The sequence below is a fragment of the Nocardioides eburneus genome (assembly GCF_040838215.1).
Lineage (GTDB): Bacteria > Actinomycetota > Actinomycetes > Propionibacteriales > Nocardioidaceae > Nocardioides > Nocardioides eburneus.
In genome coordinates this window covers 1-18,045 of record NZ_JBFPJR010000005.1, presented here as the reverse complement: position 1 = coordinate 18,045, position 18,045 = coordinate 1, and the positions used below count along the sequence as shown (strand labels likewise).

The 18,045-nt window shown below is 71.3% G+C and carries 19 protein-coding genes; 10 read left to right on the top strand and 9 right to left on the bottom strand.

Annotated elements, in window-relative coordinates:
• Positions 1 to 69: 69 nt before the first annotated feature.
• On the top strand, positions 70 to 1,395 hold the full coding sequence (locus AB3X52_RS03855; protein WP_367991472.1) for an ATP-grasp domain-containing protein: 1,326 nt from the start codon (positions 70 to 72) through the stop codon (positions 1,393 to 1,395).
• Positions 1,388 to 3,412, top strand: coding sequence for a CocE/NonD family hydrolase (locus AB3X52_RS03850; protein WP_367991470.1), 2,025 nt, complete (start codon positions 1,388 to 1,390; stop codon positions 3,410 to 3,412). The genes AB3X52_RS03855 and AB3X52_RS03850 overlap by 8 nt, the downstream gene beginning before the upstream one ends.
• Positions 3,413 to 3,460: 48 nt before the next feature.
• On the opposite strand, the gene hppD is transcribed toward AB3X52_RS03850, so the two are convergent.
• Positions 3,461 to 4,684 carry a 4-hydroxyphenylpyruvate dioxygenase gene (gene hppD / locus AB3X52_RS03845; protein WP_437440532.1) on the bottom strand — a complete coding sequence of 408 codons (1,224 nt, stop codon included), beginning with the start codon at positions 4,682 to 4,684 and terminating at the stop codon, positions 3,461 to 3,463.
• Positions 4,685 to 4,804: 120 nt separating this feature from the next.
• Between hppD and AB3X52_RS03840 the strand changes: the two genes are divergently transcribed.
• Positions 4,805 to 5,320 (top strand): Lrp/AsnC family transcriptional regulator, encoded by a 516-nt coding sequence (locus AB3X52_RS03840; RefSeq protein ID WP_367991468.1) that lies wholly within the window; start codon positions 4,805 to 4,807, stop codon positions 5,318 to 5,320.
• A gap of 6 nt (positions 5,321 to 5,326) precedes the next feature.
• Here AB3X52_RS03840 and AB3X52_RS03835 read toward each other — a convergent pair whose 3' ends face one another.
• The 6 genes from AB3X52_RS03835 to AB3X52_RS03810 all read right to left on the bottom strand — a co-directional run bounded on the left by AB3X52_RS03835 (position 5,327) and on the right by AB3X52_RS03810 (position 10,317).
• A complete protein-coding gene (locus AB3X52_RS03835; protein ID WP_367991466.1) occupies positions 5,327 to 5,656 on the bottom strand; it encodes a putative quinol monooxygenase in 330 nt (109 codons plus the stop codon).
• Complete coding sequence (locus tag AB3X52_RS03830; RefSeq protein WP_367991464.1) at positions 5,649 to 6,416, bottom strand: SDR family NAD(P)-dependent oxidoreductase; 768 nt, start codon at positions 6,414 to 6,416, stop codon at positions 5,649 to 5,651. Before AB3X52_RS03830 ends, AB3X52_RS03835 begins: the two co-directional genes overlap by 8 nt.
• Positions 6,416 to 7,276: an SDR family NAD(P)-dependent oxidoreductase gene (locus AB3X52_RS03825; protein ID WP_367991462.1), complete on the bottom strand. Its 861-nt coding sequence runs from the start codon at positions 7,274 to 7,276 to the stop codon at positions 6,416 to 6,418. Before AB3X52_RS03825 ends, AB3X52_RS03830 begins: the two co-directional genes overlap by 1 nt.
• Positions 7,277 to 7,352: 76 nt before the next feature.
• Positions 7,353 to 8,381, bottom strand: a complete 1,029-nt coding sequence (locus tag AB3X52_RS03820; protein ID WP_367991460.1) for a zinc-dependent alcohol dehydrogenase — start codon at positions 8,379 to 8,381, stop codon at positions 7,353 to 7,355.
• On the bottom strand, positions 8,378 to 9,424 hold the full coding sequence (locus tag AB3X52_RS03815) for a transketolase family protein (RefSeq protein ID WP_367991458.1): 1,047 nt from the start codon (positions 9,422 to 9,424) through the stop codon (positions 8,378 to 8,380). Before AB3X52_RS03815 ends, AB3X52_RS03820 begins: the two co-directional genes overlap by 4 nt.
• Positions 9,421 to 10,317 (bottom strand): transketolase, encoded by an 897-nt coding sequence (locus AB3X52_RS03810; protein WP_367991457.1) that lies wholly within the window; start codon positions 10,315 to 10,317, stop codon positions 9,421 to 9,423. Before AB3X52_RS03810 ends, AB3X52_RS03815 begins: the two co-directional genes overlap by 4 nt.
• Positions 10,318 to 10,496: 179 nt before the next feature.
• On the opposite strand from AB3X52_RS03810, the gene AB3X52_RS03805 reads away from it, so the two are divergent.
• From AB3X52_RS03805 to AB3X52_RS03785, 5 genes are all read left to right on the top strand, one after another.
• Positions 10,497 to 11,621 (top strand): NDMA-dependent alcohol dehydrogenase, encoded by a 1,125-nt coding sequence (locus tag AB3X52_RS03805; protein WP_367991455.1) that lies wholly within the window; start codon positions 10,497 to 10,499, stop codon positions 11,619 to 11,621.
• A 170-nt stretch (positions 11,622 to 11,791) separates the two neighbouring features.
• The gene (locus AB3X52_RS03800; RefSeq protein WP_367991453.1) at positions 11,792 to 12,997 is read left to right on the top strand and encodes a sugar ABC transporter substrate-binding protein; all 1,206 of its coding nucleotides are present in this window, start codon (positions 11,792 to 11,794) and stop codon (positions 12,995 to 12,997) included.
• A 107-nt stretch (positions 12,998 to 13,104) separates the two neighbouring features.
• On the top strand, positions 13,105 to 14,658 hold the full coding sequence (locus AB3X52_RS03795; protein ID WP_367991451.1) for a sugar ABC transporter ATP-binding protein: 1,554 nt from the start codon (positions 13,105 to 13,107) through the stop codon (positions 14,656 to 14,658).
• A gap of 61 nt (positions 14,659 to 14,719) precedes the next feature.
• Positions 14,720 to 15,748 (top strand): ABC transporter permease, encoded by a 1,029-nt coding sequence (locus AB3X52_RS03790; protein ID WP_367991449.1) that lies wholly within the window; start codon positions 14,720 to 14,722, stop codon positions 15,746 to 15,748.
• A complete protein-coding gene (locus AB3X52_RS03785) occupies positions 15,748 to 16,578 on the top strand; it encodes an SDR family NAD(P)-dependent oxidoreductase (RefSeq protein WP_367991447.1) in 831 nt (276 codons plus the stop codon). Before AB3X52_RS03790 ends, AB3X52_RS03785 begins: the two co-directional genes overlap by 1 nt.
• Before the next feature lie 73 nt (positions 16,579 to 16,651).
• Here AB3X52_RS03785 and AB3X52_RS03780 read toward each other — a convergent pair whose 3' ends face one another.
• Together AB3X52_RS03780 and AB3X52_RS03775 are read right to left on the bottom strand one after the other, a co-directional pair.
• Complete coding sequence (locus tag AB3X52_RS03780; RefSeq protein ID WP_367991445.1) at positions 16,652 to 16,912, bottom strand: metal-sensitive transcriptional regulator; 261 nt, start codon at positions 16,910 to 16,912, stop codon at positions 16,652 to 16,654.
• Positions 16,896 to 17,318, bottom strand: a complete 423-nt coding sequence (locus tag AB3X52_RS03775; protein ID WP_367991444.1) for a DUF302 domain-containing protein — start codon at positions 17,316 to 17,318, stop codon at positions 16,896 to 16,898. The genes AB3X52_RS03780 and AB3X52_RS03775 overlap by 17 nt, the downstream gene beginning before the upstream one ends.
• A gap of 103 nt (positions 17,319 to 17,421) precedes the next feature.
• Here AB3X52_RS03775 and AB3X52_RS03770 point away from each other — a divergent pair, with 103 nt between their 5' ends.
• Positions 17,422 to 17,805 carry a carboxymuconolactone decarboxylase family protein gene (locus AB3X52_RS03770; RefSeq protein WP_367991443.1) on the top strand — a complete coding sequence of 128 codons (384 nt, stop codon included), beginning with the start codon at positions 17,422 to 17,424 and terminating at the stop codon, positions 17,803 to 17,805.
• A gap of 19 nt (positions 17,806 to 17,824) precedes the next feature.
• Complete coding sequence (locus tag AB3X52_RS03765) at positions 17,825 to 17,980, top strand: DUF8730 family Cys-rich protein (RefSeq protein WP_367991442.1); 156 nt, start codon at positions 17,825 to 17,827, stop codon at positions 17,978 to 17,980.
• Positions 17,981 to 18,045 lie beyond the last annotated feature (65 nt).

Genomic DNA, 18,045 nt, shown 5'->3' with positions numbered 1-18,045 from the left:
GACGTGGCCGGGCCACCCCGGCTGGGTACCGCGCTGCCACCTGTCCGCTACCCGGAGAAGGAGGCCATGGTGCCCTCGGCGAACGTGTTCGTGGTGGGTCTCGACGAGGGCAATCTGAGGACCCTGGAGTCCCTGCCGCAAGCGAGCGAGATGCACTTCCACCCACTGCTCCATCGCGACGATCTGCTGAACCTGGAGGATCTCGACCTCCCGGCGCGCATCGCCGAGGCGGAGCGCATCCTCGAGGACTTCGACGGCAGCGTGGACGCGGTGGTGGGCTACTGGGACTTCCCGGTCAGCTCGATCGTCCCGATCCTGTGCCAGCGCTTCGACCTGGTCGGCCCCGGGCTCGATGGCGTCGTCCGGGCCGAGCACAAGTACTGGAGCCGGCTGGAGCAGGCCGAGGTCATCGACGACTACCCCGCGTTCGCGCTGGTGCCCCTCGACGACGAGAGCCCCGAGCTCCCGGAAGGGGTGCCCTTCCCGATGTGGCTCAAGCCGGTGAAGGGCGTGTCCTCGCAGCTGGCCTTCCGGGTCGACGACGAGGAGGGGTTCCGCCGAGCGGTCCGCGAGATCCGCGAGGGCATCGACGCCTTCAGCGACCCGTTCGACGTGATCTTGGACCGGGTCGAGCTTCCGCCCGAGATCGAGGCCGTGCGCGGACGGGCCGCCCTCGCCGAGGAGACCGCCACGGGCCGCCAGTTCACGGTGGAGGGCTATTGCCTCGACGACGTGCCCCAGGTGTACGGCGTCGTCGAGACCGTGCTCTACCCGGACCGGTCCAGCTTCCACCACTACGAGTACCCGGCTCAGCTGCCACAGGAGGCCCACGACCGGATGGTGCGCGCCTCGGAGCGGGTGATGCGCCGGCTCCGGCTGGGTTCGGGGACCTTCAACATCGAGTACTTCTGGGACGAGGAGAGCGACCGGGTGCTGCTGCTGGAGGTCAACGCGCGCCACTCCCAGGCGCACGCGGAGATCTTCCGGGCCGTCGACGGAGTCCCCAACCACCACGTGATGATCGAGATCGGTCTGGGTCGCGACCCCCAGATGCCGCACCGCCAGGGCGAGTACGCCGTGGCCGGGAAGTTCTTCCTGCGCGCGTTCGTCGACGACGCCGTCGTCACGGGAGCACCGAACGCCGACGACGTGGCGCGGGTGCAGCGCGAGATCGCCGGCGTGGTGAGCATCGCCAGCGAGGTCACGCCCGGCATGCGGCTCTCGGAGCTCGAGCATCAGGACCCCTACAGCTACGTGCTCGCCGACATCGTCATCGGCGCGGACGACGCCGACCAACTACTGGCCCGCTACGAGGCCTGCATCGACGCGCTCGGCTACGTCGCCGAAGCCAGTCCCCTGGGCGAGAGTGGCGGTGAGGAGGACGACCGTGCGTGAGGTGAGCGACCTTCCGGAGCAGGTCCACGAGGAGGAGACGGTCTGGGTGACCGTCGACGACGGCGTACGCCTTGCCGCCCGGATCTGGCGCCCGGTCTCCTCCGACAGTGAGCCGGTCCCGGCGATCCTCGAGGCGATCCCCTATCGGCGGCGCGACCTGACCGCCGAACGCGACTCGATCCACCACCCCTACCTCGCCGGCCACGGGTACGCCGGCGTGCGGCTCGACCTGCGCGGCAGCGGCGACTCCGAGGGGGTGCTCGAGGACGAGTACCTCGAGCGCGAGCTGCGCGACGTCGAGCAGGTGCTGGCCTGGTTGGCCGAGCAGCCGTGGTGCGATGGGAGCACCGGCATGATGGGCATCTCCTGGGGCGGGTTCAACGCCCTGCAGGTGGCCGCCCGGCGCCCACCGAGTCTCGGCGCGATCGTGACGGTCGCCTCGACCGACGACAGGTACGCCGACGACGTGCACTACATGGGCGGCTGCCTGCTCAGCGACAACCTCTCCTGGGCCTCGACGATGTTCGCCTACAACTCCTGTCCCCCCGATCCCGAGGTGGTCGGCGACCGCTGGCGCGAGCTGTGGCACGAGCGACTGGCGGGCAGCGGCCTGTGGCTCGAGACGTGGCTGCGCCACCAGCGTCGCGACGCCTACTGGGAGCACGGCTCGATCTGCGAGGACTACCGGGACGTCCAGTGCCCCGTGCTCGCGGTCAGCGGATGGGCCGACGGCTACTCCAACGCCGTCTTCCGGCTGCTGGAGGGCCTCGATGTCGAGCGGATGGGCCTGATCGGCCCGTGGTCGCACAAGTATCCGCACCTCGGCCAGCCCGGACCCGCCATCGGCTTCCTGCAGGAGCTGGTCCGCTGGTGGGACCGCTGGCTCAAGGACGTGGACAACGGCATCACCGACGAGCCGATGCTGCGGGTCTGGATGCAGGACAGCGTGCCGCCGCTGACGGCGTATGAGGAGCGCCCCGGCCGCTGGGTCGGGGAGCCCAGCTGGCCCTCGCCGCACGTCACTCCGTCCCGGCGGCCCCTGGGGCGCAACCGCATCGCCGAGCCGGACGAGTCCGTCACCCATGAGGCGATCGGCATCGAGTCGCCGCTCACGGTGGGCCAGTTCGCCGGCAAGTGGTGTTCCTACAACGCCCCGCCCGACCTGCCCTACGACCAGCGCGAGGAGGACGGTGGGTCGCTGGTGTTCGACAGCGACCCGCTGACGGAGCGCTATGAGATCCTCGGCGCACCCGTCCTCTCGCTCGACTTCTCCGTCGACCGTCCCCACGCGATGGTCGCCGTCCGGATCTCCGACCTGGCTCCTGACGGACGCGCGACCCGCGTCACCTACGGCCTCCTCAACCTCACCCACCGAGACGGTCACGCGGACCCCGCGCCGCTGACTCCGGGCGAGCGCTATCAGGTCGACGTGCCGCTCAACGGCGTCGCCCACGCCTTCGCCCCGGGGCACCGCATCCGAGTGGCGCTCTCCACGTCGTACTGGCCGCTGGCCTGGCCGCCGCCGGAGCCGGTCCGCCTGGAGGTCCACACCGGCGCCACCAGCATCCTCCTGCCGGTGCGGCCGGTCGCCGAGTCCGACGAGGTCAGCCTGCGTCCCTTCGACGAACCTGAGGGGTGCCCGCCCATCCCGGTCACGCAGCTGCGGCCCGGCCGCCACACGTGGCAGGTCACGCGCGACCTCATCGACTACGAGTCCGCGCTGGAGGTGGTCAAGGACCTGGGCGTCGTGCGGGTCGAGGACATCGACCTGGACGTCACCCGCAGCTCGCAGGAGCGCTACAGCTGCCGCGGTTCCGACGTCGAGTCGGTGATCGGCGAGACGGTGTGGCGGATGGGCTTCCGGCGCGGCGACTGGGAGGTGCGCACGCTCACCCGCACGGTGCTCACCTCGACCGCGACCCACTTCCGGCTGCACGCCGAGCTGGACGCCTTCGAGGGTGAGCGCCGGGTGCGGTCGCTCAACTGGGACTACGACATTGCGCGCGACCACGTGTAGCGGGGCCGAGGCGCTCGAAGGAGGAACGAGGGAGCCTCGGTCCCGCCGTCAGAGGTTGCCGCGACGCTCCTGCTCGCGCTCGATCGCCTCGAAGAGCGCCTTGAAGTTGCCCTTCCCGAAGCCGAGCGAGCCGTGCCGCTCGATGAACTCGAAGAAGACGGTCGGCCGGTCGCCGATCGGCTTGGTGAAGATCTGGAGCAGGTAGCCGTCCTCGTCGCGGTCGACGAGGATGCCGCGCCTCTGCAGCTCCTCGACCGGGACCCGGACCTCGCCGATGCGGGCGCGCAGGTCGGGGTCCTCGTAGTAGGAGTCGGGCGTGGAGAGGAACGAGACCCCTTGGGCGGTCAGGGTGTCGACGGTGGCGAGGATGTCGCCGGTCGCGAGCGCGAGGTGCTGGGCGCCGGGGCCGCCGTAGAACTCGAGGTATTCGTCGATCTGCGACTTCCGCTTGCCGGGCGAGGGCTCGTTGAGCGGGAACTTCACCCGGTGGTTGCCGTTGGCGACGACCTTCGACATGAGCGCGGAATAGTCGGTGGCGATGTCGTCGCCGATGAACTCGGCCATGTTGGTGAAGCCCATGACCCGGTTGTAGAACGCGACCCACTCCTCCATCCGGCCGAGCTCGACGTTGCCGACGATGTGGTCGAGCGCCGAGAAGACCGGCGTCCGGTGCGCCACGCTCGAGCGGCGCTCGACGTAGCCGGGGAGGTAGGGGCCGTCGTAGCGGCTGCGGTCGACGAGGGTGTGCCGGGTCTCGCCGTACGCCGCGATCGCGGCGACGCGGACCGTCCCGTGCTCGTCGGTGACGTCGTGCGGCTCCTCGAGGACCGTGGCGCCCTGCGCCCGGGCGTGGTCGACGCAGCGGTCGACGTCGGGCACCTCGAGCGCGATGTCGGTGACGCCGTCGCCGTGGCGGGCGTGGTGCTGCGCGACCGGACTGCCGGCGTGGACGCCGCCCTTCACCACGAACCGGACGGCCCCGCTGGTGAGGACGTAGGCGACCTCGTCGCGGTTGCCGGTCTCCGGGCCGGCGTAGGCGACGAGATCCATGCCGTAGGCGGACTGGAAGTAGTGGGCGGACTGGGTCGCGTTGCCGACCGCCCAGACGACCGCGTCCCAGCCGGTGACGGGGAACGGATCGGCAGCGTCGTCGTACTCCACCAGGCCGACGAGCTGCTCGAGCGTGTCGAGGTCGAGCCGGGCGAGCCGCTCCTCGTCGGTCAGCCCGAACGGGTCGTGCCCTGCCGTCGTGGTCATGCCCTGGGTCGTCATGCCGTGATGGTGCGTACGCCGGCGGGGGCTGCGCAACCAGCCCAGTCGTGACTGGTCGATCTGCCGGTATCCGCAGCCTTGTTGGGTCGACAGCTCGTCAGATCGCCTAGATTGTGGTCCATGTCACCTCAGAGCGGGTCGTACCGGCCCGACCGCCTCGATCAGGCGCTTCTCGCCGCCCTGGAGGAGCATCCGCGCGCGGGCGATCTGGAGCTGTCGCGGATCACGAAGGTCGCGCGGGCGACCGTGCAGAGCCGGCTGGCGCGGATGAGCGACGCCGGCGTCATCGCCGGCTGGGGGCCGACCGTCGACGTGGCCGCCGCGGGCTTCGCCGTGCAGGCCTTCGTGAGCCTGGAGATCGCCCAGGTCGCGCTCGAGGACCTGCGCGCCGAGCTGGAGGCCAACCCGCACGTGCTCGAGGCCTACACCACCACCGGCACCTCCGACGCCCTGTGCAAGGTCGCCGCGCGCTCCCACGAGGAGCTGCAGGAGGTGCTGCTCGCCCTGACGCGGTCGCCGGTCGTCGTACGCTCCACCAGCGTCGTCGCCCTCACCGTCCTCGTCCCGCGGCGGACCGCGCCGCTGCTCGCCACGGCCGAGGACGAGCGCGGCCCGCGCGCGCCGGCCTACCGCTAGGCCGTCCTAGACGACGCCCTTCGCCGGGTCCCCGGCCGGCAGCGGCTCGAGGATGTGGAGCTCGGCCGGCGCGGCGCACAGCGGCGCGAGGCGTTCGCCCACCGCCTTGAACGGCGCCCCGGCGAGGTGGGCGTCGAGCGCGGCCCGGTCGGCCCACGACTCCACCATCATGAGCAGCCCGGTCTCGGGCTCGGCGTGCAGCGCGTAGCGCAGGCAGCCGGACTCCTCGTGCACGCCCGGGATCGCCTCGGCGATGGCGGCGACCAGCTCGTCGCGCCGCTCGGGGACCGGCGTCAGCCGGGCGACCACCACGACGGTCGTGTCGCGGTCAGGCATTGATCGCCCCGTCGACGAGGTGGAGCGAGCCGGAGACGTAGGACGCCTGCGGCGAGAGCAGCCAGACCACCAGCTCGGCGACCTCCTCGGCCGTCCCGTAGCGCCCGAGCGGCACCTGGGAGGACATCTCGGCGTACGCCGCGTCCGGGTCCTCGGGGTTGATCTGCCGGGTGAGGTCGCGCGCCATCCGGGTGTCGATGTGACCAGGCGCGACGGCGTTGACCCGGATGCCGTGCGGCGCCCCCTCGAGCGCCGCACACCGGGTGAGGCCGGCGACGGCGTGCTTCGAGGCGACGTACGGCGAGAAGGTGGCCGCCCCGCGGATCGCCGCCATCGACGCGGTGTTGACGATCGTGCCCGAGCCCTGCGGCTTCATCACCCGCAGGACGGCCCGCAGGCCGAGGAACACCCCGCGTGCGTTGACCGCCCAGACCCGGTCGAAGTCGTCGACGCTGAGCTCGGTCATGGGCGCCATCCGGCCCTCGATGCCGGCGTTGTTGTGGAAGAGGTCGACGCGGCCGCGCTCGTCGACGGTGCGCGCGACGTAGCCCTCGACGTCGTCCTCGATGCTCACGTCCGCCACGACCGGGATCGCGTCGGGGATGCCCGCGGCCTCCGCCTTGAGCTGGTCCGCGGCGCGGTCGACCATCGTGACCAGCGCACCCTCGGCGGCCAGCTTCTTCGACACCTCCAACCCGAAGCCCGCCGCCGCGCCGGTGATGATCGCGACCTGCCCCTCGAACCGCCGCTGCTCCGCCATCAGTTGCCTCCGCTCGTCGCGCCCGCAAGCGGCCCGACGGCCCCGGCGAGCAGGTTCTGGTGCCGCGCGATGATCTGGTCGTCCCACTCGTGGTCGGTGAGGAGGTAGGGCGCGTCGGTGCGCACCGCCGTCACCAGGAGCTCGGCCACCTGGGCCGGCGACATCCCGGTGGCCAGGACCGCGTGCATCTGCTCACGCAGCTCGCGACCCTGGTCCGCGCCCGAGGTCGCGACCTCGTTCTCCAGGTCGTGCGGCCGGTTGCGGCTGCCGTGGAAGAGGTTGGTGGCGATCGTGCCCGGGCAGAGCGCGGTGGCGCTGACCCGTGCGTCGCGGGCCTTGAGGTCCTGCCGGAGCACCTCGGTGAGGGCGAGCACCCCGTGCTTGGTGATGCCGTACATGTTGCCGGCGGTGATGACCGAGGTCATCGAGCAGGTGTTGACGACGTGGCCGGGCTCGCCCCCCGCGAGCATCAGCGGGACGAACGTCTGGACGCCGTACACCGCACTCCAGAAGTTGACCCCGACGGTCCAGGTCCAGTCCTTCTCGGTGGCCTCCCAGATCGGCCCGTCGAGGTAGCCCTCGACTCCTGCGTTGTTGTTGACCAGGTGGATGCCGCCGTAGGTGTCCATCGCCGCCGTGGCGAGGTTGCGGATCGCCTCCAGGCTGGAGACGTCGGTGGGGACGCCGATCGCCTCGTGACCGGCGGCGGTCAGCTCGGCGACGGTGGCGTCGAGCGCGTCGCGCTGGATGTCGGCGGCGACCACCTTCATCCCCTCCGCGGCCCAGCGCAGCGCGAACGCCTTGCCCATGCCGCTGCCGGCACCGGTGACCACGGCGACGCGGCCGGTGAACTCCTCCATGTGACTGCCTCTCAGACGTGACGGTGGAAACGGGCTGATCGGGACGGGCCGGGCCGGCTCAGCTGGCTCAGACGGCTCAGACGGGTACGGCGGCCCACTGCGGGCGGGTGAGGATGCGGACCAGCTCGCCCGGCGTCCGCAGCCGTTGCAGCGCGTCGGGCGTCGAGACCAGGTCGACCTCCTCGGACACCAGCGTGTGCGTCCCCGCCCGGCCGGTGACGATGTGGTCGACCGCCGCCCGGTAGTGGTGGGTGTCGAACGCGCAGCTGCCGACGAGGGCCTGCCCCTCGCTGAGCAGCGGGAAGAGGGCGACCGGCACCTCGTGCGGCGCGAGCGCGACGACCACGCAGACACCGCCGGGGCCGAGGACGGCCATGGCGTCGGGCACGGCCGACGGGGCCGCGGAGCACTCCAGCACCGCGGCATAGCTCAGCCCCTCGGCCCGGGCGTGCTCGCGCACCGACACCTCGCGGGTGTCGATGACGTCGGTCGCACCCACCGCCGCCGCGGCGGCACGACGGCCGGGCGAGCGGCCGGCGGCGACGATGCGCTCGACACCGGCGAGTTGCAGCGCGACGATCACGTTGAGGCCGATCGGGCCGACGCCGTACACCAGGACGGCGTCGCCGGGGCGCACCCGGGCGAGGTCGACGGCGGCCAGGGCGACCGCGAGCGGCTCTGCGTCGGCGACCCACTCGAGGGGTACGTCGCCGGGCACCGGCACCAGTTGGGCGGCGGGCGCCGCGACGTACTGCGCGAAGGCTCCGGGGCGGGTGATGCCGACGTTCGGGGTGCTGCAGCGGAACGGCAGACCGCGCACGCAGGCCGCGCACCGGCCGCAGCCGCCGATCGGGTTGACCGCGACGGCGGTGCCGACCAGGCCCGCGTCGACGTCGCGGGCGACCTCGACGACTCGGCCACTGAGCTCGTGGCCCAGGATCTGCCCCTCGCCGACCTGGCCGTGCTCGACGGCGTGCACGTCGGAGCCGCACAGGCCGCACGCCTCGACCTCCACGACCACCTCGCCGGCGGCCGGCACCGGGTCCGGGACGTCGACGACACTGGTCCCGCCGTCCGCGGTGCCGGTGCAGACGACCGCCTTCATCGGCCCGCCAGCTCCTTGGCCCTCGCGACCACACCGGCGACGTTGATGCCGTAGTGGTCGTAGAGCTCCGCCGGGGCACCGACCTCGAGGTCCTCGTCGGGCAGCGCGACGGCCGCGAGGCGGGCGCTCACACCGTCGGCCCCGTGCCGGCCCAGCGTCTCGGCGACGATGCTCGCCAGGCCGCCGACGACGTTGTGGTCCTCCACGGTCACCAGCCGCCCGGTGCGGCCGGCGGCCTCGAGGATCGCCTGCTCGTCGTACGGCTTGAGGTAGGCGGCGTCCCACACCTCGGCGGACACGCCGTCCTGCTCCAGCTCGGCGGCGGCGCGGACGGCGATCCCGACGCCCAGCCCGTGCGCGATGATCGAGACGTCGGAGCCCTCCCGGGCGCGGAGCCACGTCCCGCGCTCGTAGGTCGGCGGCTCCTCGTAGACCGGCTCGGCGCCCTCCGCGATCCGCAGGTAGACCGGCCCGGGGTGGTCCTTGGTCTGCGCGAAGAGGCTGATCGTCGACTGGCTGTCGGCCGGCGAGACGACGGTCATGCCGGTGATCGCGCGGGCGATCGAGACGTCCTCGACCGCGTGGTGGCTGGTGCCGAACCAGCCCATCGCCAGCCCGGTGAGCCGCCCGACGAGGCGGACCGGGAGGTGGTTGTACGCCGCGTCGGTGCGCAGCTGCTCGGCGGTCTTGAGGATGCCGAACGGCGACATCGAGTAGATGTAGGGCAGGAAGCCGCTGGCCGCGAGCCCCGCCGAGATGGAGATCGAGTTGGTCTCGGCGATGCCCAGCTCGATGTAGCGCTCGGGCCACCGCTCCCGGAAGGTCGCGATCGTCGTGCTCAGGTCGGCGGAGAGCGTCACGACGCGCGGGTCGTCCTCGGCGAGCTGCACGATCGCGACACCGGCCGGGTTGGTTGCGAGCTCGGTATCGATGTCGACGTCGGTGAAGACGTCCACCATCGTGGGGGCGTCCCTGAGCTCGGCGGCGGTCTCCGCGGCGACGACCTCTTCGGCGCCGGTCCCCTCGGTGCGGGTCTCGGTCATGACATCCTCTCCTTGATCTCGACGATCGCGGCGTCGCGCTGCGCGGGGTCCATCAGCCCGAGGTGCCAGGCCTGCGGGGCCTCCTCCGTGAGCGTCGTACCGTGCCCCTTGCGCGTGCGGGCGATGACGCAGACGGGCTTGGTCCCGTCGGTCGGCGGGAGGCCGTCGAGCGTCTCGACGACCGCGTCCACGTCGTGGCCGTCGATCTCGCGGACCGTCCAGCCGAAGGCGGCGAACCGCTCCCCCAGGGGCTCGATGTTCATCGCCCCCGAGGTCGGGCCGGAGCCGGAGAGCCCGTTGGCGTCGACGATCGCGACGAGGTTGCCGAGCTCGTAGTGGCTGGCGGCCATGGCCGCCTCCCAGACCTGCCCCTCCTGGAGTTCACCGTCGCCGGTGAGCACGAAGGTGCGGTAGTCGCGGCCCGAGAGCCGGCCCGCCAGGGCGATGCCGGTCCCGACCGAGAGGTTGTGGCCGAGCGACCCCGAGCTGAAGTCGATGCCCGGCGCGAGCCGCATGTTGGGGTGGTCGTTGAGCGGCGAGCCGATCCGACCGAACTGCTCGAGCCACTCCTCGGGATAGAAGCCGAGGTCGGCGAGCACGGGCCACAGGCCGGTCGCCACGTGGCCCTTGCCGAGCAGGAACCGGTCGCGGTCCTCCCAGCCTGGGTTCGCCGGGTCGATCCGGAGGGTGCGGTAGTAGAGCGCGGCGAAGACCTCCGCGCACGAGAACGTGCTCGCGTAGTGGCCCAGGCCGGCCTGGTCGATGAGCTCGATCGTCCGCAGCCGGATCCAGTCCGCGCGGTGCCGGAGCTCGTCGGTGGTCACGGGGCGGCCGCGATCGAGGCGGGTGCCGCCCTCGGCGGCGTCCGCGGGGGCGACTGCATCGACTGACATGCCAGCTCCTTCGCCGGGTGGGGATGTCGGCGGACCGCAGAACGGCCCGATATCGCGGGACCGTAGCCGCGCCGGTTCGGCCCGGGGAACAGCCCTTCCGGCCCGTCGAAGACTCCGTCGACAACGCCGGGGACGGCTGAACAAGATCGCAGCGCAACCGCGATCGCAGGAGGTCCGCCGTGAGAACCAGAGCAGCCGTCATCCGGGAGCCCGGGAAGCCGTGGGAGGTCACCGAGCTCGAGCTGGACGAGCCGAAGGCCGGAGAGGTCCGCATCAGGTTCGCCTACTCCGGGATGTGCCACTCCGATGAGCACATCCGCACCGGCGACGCCACCGGGCGCCTCCCCATGGTCGGCGGCCACGAGGGGTCGGGCTTCGTCGAGGCCGTCGGTCCACAGGTCACCCGCGTCGCCGTCGGCGACCGGGTCGTCTGCTCCTTCATCCCCGCCTGCGGGACGTGTCGCTACTGCTCGACCGGCCGACAGAACCTCTGTGACCAGGGGGCTCAGATGCAGACCGGCTTCCTGCCGGACGGCACGCTGCGCTTCCACAGCGACGATGGCGAGGATCTCGGCGGCTTCTGCGTGCTCGGCACCTTCTCCGAGCGCGCCGTCGTCTCCCAGGCCTCCTGCGTGAAGCTCGACGACGACATCCCTCTCGACGTCGCGGCGCTGGTCGGCTGCGGTGTCCCGACCGGCTGGGGCACCTCCGTGTACGCCGCCGGCGTCTGCGCCGGGCAGACCGTCGTGATCTTCGGGGCCGGCGGCGTGGGCACCAACGCCGTCCAGGGCGCCGCCTATGCGGGCGCGCGCTTCGTCGCGGTCGTCGACCCGGTGGCCTTCAAGCGCGAGAACGCCCTCGCCTTCGGCGCGACGCACGCCTTCGCGACCGCGGCGGAGGCGCAGGAGGCGGTCCGCGAGCTGACCTGGGGCCAGATGGCCGAGCACGCGATCTGCACCGTCGGCGTCCTCACCAAGGAGGTCGTCGCGCAGGCCGCGGAGATCGTCGGCAAGGACGGCCAGGTCACGATCACCTCCGTCGGCAGGGCCAGCGAGAACCAGGTGGAGCTCGCCGCGAACGGCGCCCTGGTGGGCTACCAGCGCCGGATCCAGGGGCATGTGTTCGGCAAGTGCAACCCGCTCTACGACATCCCGAAGCTGCTCCGCCTCTATCGCGAGGGTCAGCTCAAGCTCGACGAGCTCATCACCCGGCGCTACGTCCTCGACGAGATCAACGTCGGCTATCAGGACCTGGACGAGGGCCGGCTGATCCGCGGCCTCATCGTGCACGACCAGGCGAGCTGACCGGCGCCTGCAGGTCCGTCCGGCACAGACGGCGCCGTACGGCCGTTCCCACTGGGTGGAAGGCCCCGGGACAGATCGTTGCAAAAACTGTTGACAATCGGATGTGACCGGGGCCACACGGTCCGGTCGCCTCATCCCCGCTCCACTTCACCTCAGCGAGGAGCTGATCGATGAAGATCCTGCGTGCACACCGAACCTCTCGGGGAAGGACGCGGCTCCTCGCCGCGGTCGCACTCACCGCCGCCGCGACCACGTTGGCCGGATGCGGTGCCGTCTCCACCGGCTCGAGCGGCTCGAACGACAAGCAGCTCGACAGCAGTGACACCGGCTTCCTCAGCCAGCAGCAGTACGACGAGCTGTCCGCCATCGTGAAGAAGGCCCAGGCAGTCCCCGAGTTCCAGAGCCCGGGTCCGGCGTTCGACATCTCCAAGGCCAAGGGCAAGCGGCTGTTCATCATCCCGACCGCCAGCCAGCTGCCGGTCTGTGAGCAGATCGCCCAGTCGGTCAAGAAGCTGGCGCCGAAGGTCGGCATGACGGGCCACGTGTTCGACAACAGCGGCGGCGCCTCCGGGTGGATCCCCGGGATCCAGCAGGCGATCAGCCAGCACTACGACGCGATCGTGATGATCTGCGGCATCGACCCGAACCTGATCGGGCCGCAACTCCAGGCCGCGAAGAAGGCCGGCCTCGCCGTGATCGACTCCGGGCTGACCGACAGCGAGAAGGGCGACGCGTTCGACCCGCTCGTGACCGCACAGACCAACGTGCCCAACATGCAGGCGATGCGCTGGTCGGTCGACAAGGCGATCCTCGACAACCGCAAGGAGCCGTTCCACGCCTTCGTGATCACCTCGAACGACGTGCCGAGCGGCGTGGACATGTACAAGGCGCTGAAGCAGGAGTTCGCGAAGTACTGCCCGAAGTGCACGATCACCACCTCCAACATCGCCGTCCCGGACTGGGCGACGAAGGTGCAGTCGGCGGTGAGCTCGGCGATCCAGGCGGACCCCGACATCAAGGTCGTGATCCCGATCTTCGACGGCGAGGTCCCGCCGGCCTCGGCCGGCATCAAGGCCTCCGGCAAGCAGGACGTCTTCATCTACGGGGCGTACGGCGGCACGCCGGAATACATCAAGGAGATGGGCTCCACGATCCCGATGAAGGCGGACGTCGGCCCGACCCAGCTCTGGCGGGCGTACGCCACGCTCGACCAGACCCTCCGGGTGCTCAGCGGCAACAAGCCGGTCGGCGCCTCGAAGGACGGTGACCCGTCGCGACTCTTCACCCTCGACAACTACAAGGAGAACGCCGGCGTCAACGGCGGCTTCGGCACCTCCTTCATCGACGGGTACGAGAAGCTCTGGGGGATCAGCTGAACGCGGAGCAGCACACGCCCGGGACGGAGCTCGACACCGAGCTCTCCGTCCCGGGCCCGCGCCCGGACAGCGAGCCGGTCCCGGCGCTGGAGCTGCGCAACATCACGATGCGGTTCGGGCTGTTCCACGCCCTCGACGGCGTCGACGTCACCGTCCATCCGGGCGAGATCGTCGCGCTCCTCGGGGAGAACGGCTGCGGCAAGTCGACGCTCGTCAAGGTGCTCGCGGGCGTCAACGTCCCCGAGCCGGGCGGCACACTCCGACTCTCCGGCACGGAGGTCCCGCTGCCCCTGTCCCCCGGCCAGTTCCGCGAGCTCGGGCTCAGCTTCGTCCACCAGGACCTGGGCCTCGCGCGGACGCTGACCGTCGTCGAGAACCTCATGATCGCCGACGCCAGCGCCGTCTCCGACCGTCGGATGATCAGCTGGCGCAAGGAGACCAAGCGGGTCCGCGCCCTCCTCAAGGACTACGGCGTCGACGTCGACCCGCTGCTGCCGATCAACGAGCTGCCGCCGGTCGGTCAGGCCCTCGTCGCGATCGTCCGGGCGGCGGAGGAGCTGCGCCGCTACCGCGAGAGCGGTCGGGTGACGCAGTCGATCCTCTTCCTCGACGAGCCGACCGTCTTCCTCCCCGAGAGCGAGGTCGAGTTCCTCTTCGACCTCGTGCGCACGATCGTGCGCGACGGGGCGAGCGTGGTCTTCATCTCGCACGACCTCGACGCCGTACGCCGGCTCTGCGACCGCGCCATCGTGCTCCACGACGGCGTCCTCGCCGGTGAGGCGCAGATCGATGCCGTCACGGACGAGCAGCTCATCGAGATGATCGTCGGCAAGGCGACCGGGCTCGTCGGGGCGACGTACCGCCGCGAGGACGGCGCGACCACCGCGGACCTACCCGTCGTGGCGGAGGTCTCGGGCCTGGCCGGCGGGCGTGTCGAGGAGGCGGACCTGACCCTGCACGGCGGCGAGATCGTCGGCGTGGCCGGGTTGCTCGGCTCGGGCGCCGAGGAGCTGCCGTACCTCTGCTTCGGCGCCCACCGCTCGACCGCCGGGACGCTGACGGTCGACGGGCACCGGCTCAGGCTGCCGCGCCTCGACGCCGGCGAGGCGGTGCGCCACCGCATCGCGCTCGTCCCGGCCGACCGGCGCCGCGACGGCATCGCGGCCTCGCTCACCGTCGGCGAGAACGCCACGATCCTGGTCAACGAGAAGTTCACCCGGCTCGGCGGAGTGCAGTTCAAGAAGGTGCGCGCGCGGATCGTCGAGCTCCTGGAGAAGTACGACGTCCGCCCGCGCAACCCCTCCGCCCTCCTGGGCCGGCTCAGCGGCGGCAACCAGCAGAAGGTCGTCCTCGCGAAGTGGATGGAGATCGAGCCGCACCTGCTGCTCCTCCACGAGCCCACCCAGGGCGTCGACGTCGCCGCGCGTGCGTCGATCTATCGCCACGTGCGGGCCGCGACGGACGACGGCATGGCCACGCTGTGGGTCTCGAGCGACTTCGAGGAGCTGGCCTCCGTCTGCGACCGGGTGCTCGTCATGGCCGACGGTCGGCTGCGCACCGAGCTCAGCGGTGACGAGGTCACCGAGGACCGCATCAGCACGGCGGTCTACCAGTACTCCACCAATGCGGCGTCCGTCCTGGCCGAGGTGCCAGGCGCCTGACGCACCTGAGGAATCCGGCCGTCGTCGGCCACCCCAGACCCGGACGAAGGGAACCCCGAGGATGTCGTCAACGAAAGCGGCGCCCACCACGGCGAAGACGCCGTCGCCGAAGCCCGGCGGGAGCGGACCGCGGCAGGTCCAGGAGGAGCACGGCTTCGGCATCATCGCCGAGCGGCTCGCCCTCCCCGTCGTGTTCATCGCGATCATCGTGGTCTTCTCGGTGCTGAAGCCCGCGCAGTTCGCGAGCTGGTCCAACGTGTCGAACATCCTCGGCTCCCAGGCCGTGCTGTTCGTCCTCGCGCTGGCGGCGCTCATGCCGTCGATCACCGGCGACTTCGACCTCTCCCTCGGCGGGGTCATGGGTCTCACCGCGGTCGTGGTCGGCAACCTCAACACCGAGTCGGGGATGAACATCTGGCTCGCGGCGCTCATCGGCGTCGCGGTCGCCGTCCTGGCCGGGATCGTGAACGGCTTCTTCGTCGTCACCTGCGACACCAACCCGCTGATCACGACACTGGGCATGGGGACGGTGCTGACCGGCCTGATCTACTACGTCGCCGGGTCGAAGACGATCGTCGGCATCGACGACGACCTGACCCGGTGGACGTTCACCGCGAAGCTCTTCGACGTGCCGTTCGAGTTCTGGTACGGCGTCATCATCATGATGATCATCTGGTGGATGACCACCTACCACCCGCTCGGCCTGCGGGCGCTCTTCGTCGGCCAGTCCCGCGACGTCGCCCGTCTCTCCGGCATCCGGGTCTCCCGGATCCGCTTCGGCGGGTTCGTGCTCGGCGGCTTCATCGCCGGCCTCGCCGGGCTGCTCTTCCTCGGCACCACCGGCTCGGCGGACCCGACCGCGAGCGGACCCTACCTGCTGCCGGCGTACGCCGCGGTGTTCCTCGGCGCCACCAGCATCAAGCCCGGGCGCTTCAACGCCCTTGGGACCGGGCTCGCGGTCTACTTCCTCGCCACCGGCACGACGGGTCTGCAGATCCTCGGCGCGCAGAACTACGTGCAGCAGCTCTTCTACGGCGCCGCGCTCGTCCTCGCCGTCGTCCTGTCGCGTCAGATCCGGCGGAACCGCTGATGGCCGCAGGCGGCGTCGGTCCGCTCTTCGACCTCACCGGGCGGACGGCGCTCGTCACCGGCGGCGGCTCCGGCCTCGGCCGGGCGGTCGTCGAGGCGCTGGTCGCCGCCGGGGCGTACGTCGTCGTGGCCGACGTCTCCGGGGACCGGCTCGCGAAGCTCGCGGCCGAGCTCGGCTCCGACTCCGTGGAGACGGCCGTGCTCGACGTACGCGACACGGCGGCGGTCGACGCCCTCGTCGACGACGTCGTCGCCCGGCGCGACGCGCTCGACGTGGTCTTCGCCAACGCCGGGATCGGGCGCGGCGCCGGTCCCGGGGTGCCGGAGGGCTCGCTGGACACCTTCGACCTCGACGACTGGGAGACGCTCGTCGACGTCAACCTGTACGGCGTCCTGCGCACCGTCCGGGCCGCGGCGCGTCACATGAAGCCGCGTCGCCGCGGCAGCATCGTCCTCACCGCGTCGACCGCCGGCCTGCGGGCCGACCCGCTCGTGCCGTACTCCTACGTCGTCGCCAAGGCGGGCGTCGTCAACCTGACCCGGCAGGCCGCGCTCGACCTGGCGCGCTGGGGCGTCCGGGTCAACGCCATCGCGCCCGGGCCCTTCCAGACCAACATCGGCGGCGAGGGACCGGCCGACCCGGCGGTCGTGGCGCGGTGGAGCTCGATGGTCCCGCTGGGCCGTATGGGCGACCCGGCCGAGATCCAGGGCCTGGCCCTACTCCTCGCCTCCGACGCCGGCAGCTTCATGACCGGTGGCGTCCACACCGTCGACGGCGGCGCCATGCTCCAGGCGCCGGCGCTGCGTGAGGCCGGCCCCGAGGCGGTCTGAATGGTTGGCCGAGTCGGCGCCGCCGTGGCTGCCCGAGTCGGCCTCCATGCACGCCGACTCGGGCAGACGGTCCTCACGCGAGGGAGAGGAAGAGCTTCTCCATCTTCTTGGCGTCGACGCTGTCTCGTCCGCCCTCGGCGAGACAGCGCTCCAGCCCGGTCGCGACGAGGGCATAGCCGCCGCGGCTGATCGCCTTGTTGACCGCCGCGAGCTGGGTGAGCGCGTCCTCGCACTCGGAGCCCTCCTCGAGCATCCGGATCACCGAGGCGAGGTGGCCGTTGGCACGCTTGAGACGCGTGATGATCGCCTTGGTCTCGTCAGGCTCGAGCCGCATCGGGATCCTCCCTGTCGTCGGTCAGGGCCCCCATCATGACCGAGAGACGCTCACGCGCCTCACCGGCCACGGCCGCCAGCCCGGGAGCCTCACTGAACGCGGTCATAACGGCGGGATCGAAGACCTCCACGCGGGTCCGTTCGCCGTCCGCCGCGACGACGACGTTGCACGGAAGCAGGGTAGCCACCCGCGAGTCCGCCTCGAGCGCCTGGTGGGCCAGCTGCGGACGGCAGGCCCCCAGGATGACCTGAGGCGGGATCTCGACGCCGAGCTTCGCACGCAGCGTCGCTTGCAGGTCGATCTCGGTCAGTACGCCGAAGCCCGCGTCGGCGAGCAGGGCACGGACCCGGGTGAGGGTGGCGCCGTACGGGAGGGAAACGGTGGAGCGCAGGGTGAAGCCGGTCATCGTGGTCCTTTCAACGTCTCGATCCTATATCCCCCCTGGGGGTTATGCTAGCGTCGCGGTTATCCCCCCGGAGGGTTATATGGCCGTCATGAAAGGAACCGACATGACCGACACGACCCACGCTGGTCACGGCAAGGCCGTGCTGCGCGATCTGGCTCCGCTCCACCGCAATCTCCGGCACGCCATCCCGGACGTCTACCGCGGCTTCGGCGAGCTCTCCCAGGCTGTCTTCGCCGACGGCGCGCTCGACGCTCGGACCAAGGAGCTCATTGCGCTGGCGGTCGGTGTCGCGGAGGGCTGCGACGGCTGCATCGCCTCCCACGGCCAGGCCGCCGCACGCGCAGGCGCGACGCGCCAGGAGGCCGCCGAGGCCATCGGTGTCGCGTTCCTGATGCACGGCGGGCCCGCCACCATCCACGGTGCCCGCGCCTACGACGCGTTCTGCGAGTTCGCGGACGCCCTCGACGCCGGCCAGCAGCCGGCCTGATCCGGAAGGACCCACCGACATGTGTCGCCCCGTCCGCTGCAAGACCTGCCAGAAGACCACCTGGGCCGGCTGCGGCCAGCACGTCGCCGCGGTGAAGGCGTCCGTCCCCGCCGACCAGTGGTGCTCGGGCCATCCGAAGTCCGGCGGCCTCCTCCGCCGTCTTTTCGGCCGGTGACAGCCCCAAACCCGCTTAGCAGGCGGGCGCCATAGACCTGACTAGGCGACGCCTCCCCGACAGCC

What these genes read in the sequence shown, in the direction of transcription:
- AB3X52_RS03800 (WP_367991453.1), top strand. Translation starts at nt 11,792, where the DNA reads ATGAAGATCCTGCGTGCACACCGAACCTCTCGGGGAAGGACGCGGCTC.
- AB3X52_RS03815 (WP_367991458.1), bottom strand. Translation starts at nt 9,424, where the DNA reads ATGACCGAGACCCGCACCGAGGGGACCGGCGCCGAAGAGGTCGTCGCC.
- AB3X52_RS03835 (WP_367991466.1), bottom strand. Translation starts at nt 5,656, where the DNA reads ATGCCTGACCGCGACACGACCGTCGTGGTGGTCGCCCGGCTGACGCCG.
- AB3X52_RS03825 (WP_367991462.1), bottom strand. Translation starts at nt 7,276, where the DNA reads ATGGAGGAGTTCACCGGCCGCGTCGCCGTGGTCACCGGTGCCGGCAGC.
- AB3X52_RS03820 (WP_367991460.1), bottom strand. Translation starts at nt 8,381, where the DNA reads ATGAAGGCGGTCGTCTGCACCGGCACCGCGGACGGCGGGACCAGTGTC.
- AB3X52_RS03790 (WP_367991449.1), top strand. Translation starts at nt 14,720, where the DNA reads ATGTCGTCAACGAAAGCGGCGCCCACCACGGCGAAGACGCCGTCGCCG.
- AB3X52_RS03770 (WP_367991443.1), top strand. Translation starts at nt 17,422, where the DNA reads ATGACCGACACGACCCACGCTGGTCACGGCAAGGCCGTGCTGCGCGAT.
- AB3X52_RS03840 (WP_367991468.1), top strand. Translation starts at nt 4,805, where the DNA reads ATGTCACCTCAGAGCGGGTCGTACCGGCCCGACCGCCTCGATCAGGCG.
- AB3X52_RS03765 (WP_367991442.1), top strand. Translation starts at nt 17,825, where the DNA reads ATGTGTCGCCCCGTCCGCTGCAAGACCTGCCAGAAGACCACCTGGGCC.
- AB3X52_RS03830 (WP_367991464.1), bottom strand. Translation starts at nt 6,416, where the DNA reads ATGGCGGAGCAGCGGCGGTTCGAGGGGCAGGTCGCGATCATCACCGGC.
- hppD (WP_437440532.1), bottom strand. Translation starts at nt 4,684, where the DNA reads ATGACGACCCAGGGCATGACCACGACGGCAGGGCACGACCCGTTCGGG.
- AB3X52_RS03785 (WP_367991447.1), top strand. Translation starts at nt 15,748, where the DNA reads ATGGCCGCAGGCGGCGTCGGTCCGCTCTTCGACCTCACCGGGCGGACG.
- AB3X52_RS03780 (WP_367991445.1), bottom strand. Translation starts at nt 16,912, where the DNA reads ATGCGGCTCGAGCCTGACGAGACCAAGGCGATCATCACGCGTCTCAAG.
- AB3X52_RS03775 (WP_367991444.1), bottom strand. Translation starts at nt 17,318, where the DNA reads ATGACCGGCTTCACCCTGCGCTCCACCGTTTCCCTCCCGTACGGCGCC.
- AB3X52_RS03810 (WP_367991457.1), bottom strand. Translation starts at nt 10,317, where the DNA reads ATGTCAGTCGATGCAGTCGCCCCCGCGGACGCCGCCGAGGGCGGCACC.
- AB3X52_RS03795 (WP_367991451.1), top strand. Translation starts at nt 13,105, where the DNA reads ATGCGGTTCGGGCTGTTCCACGCCCTCGACGGCGTCGACGTCACCGTC.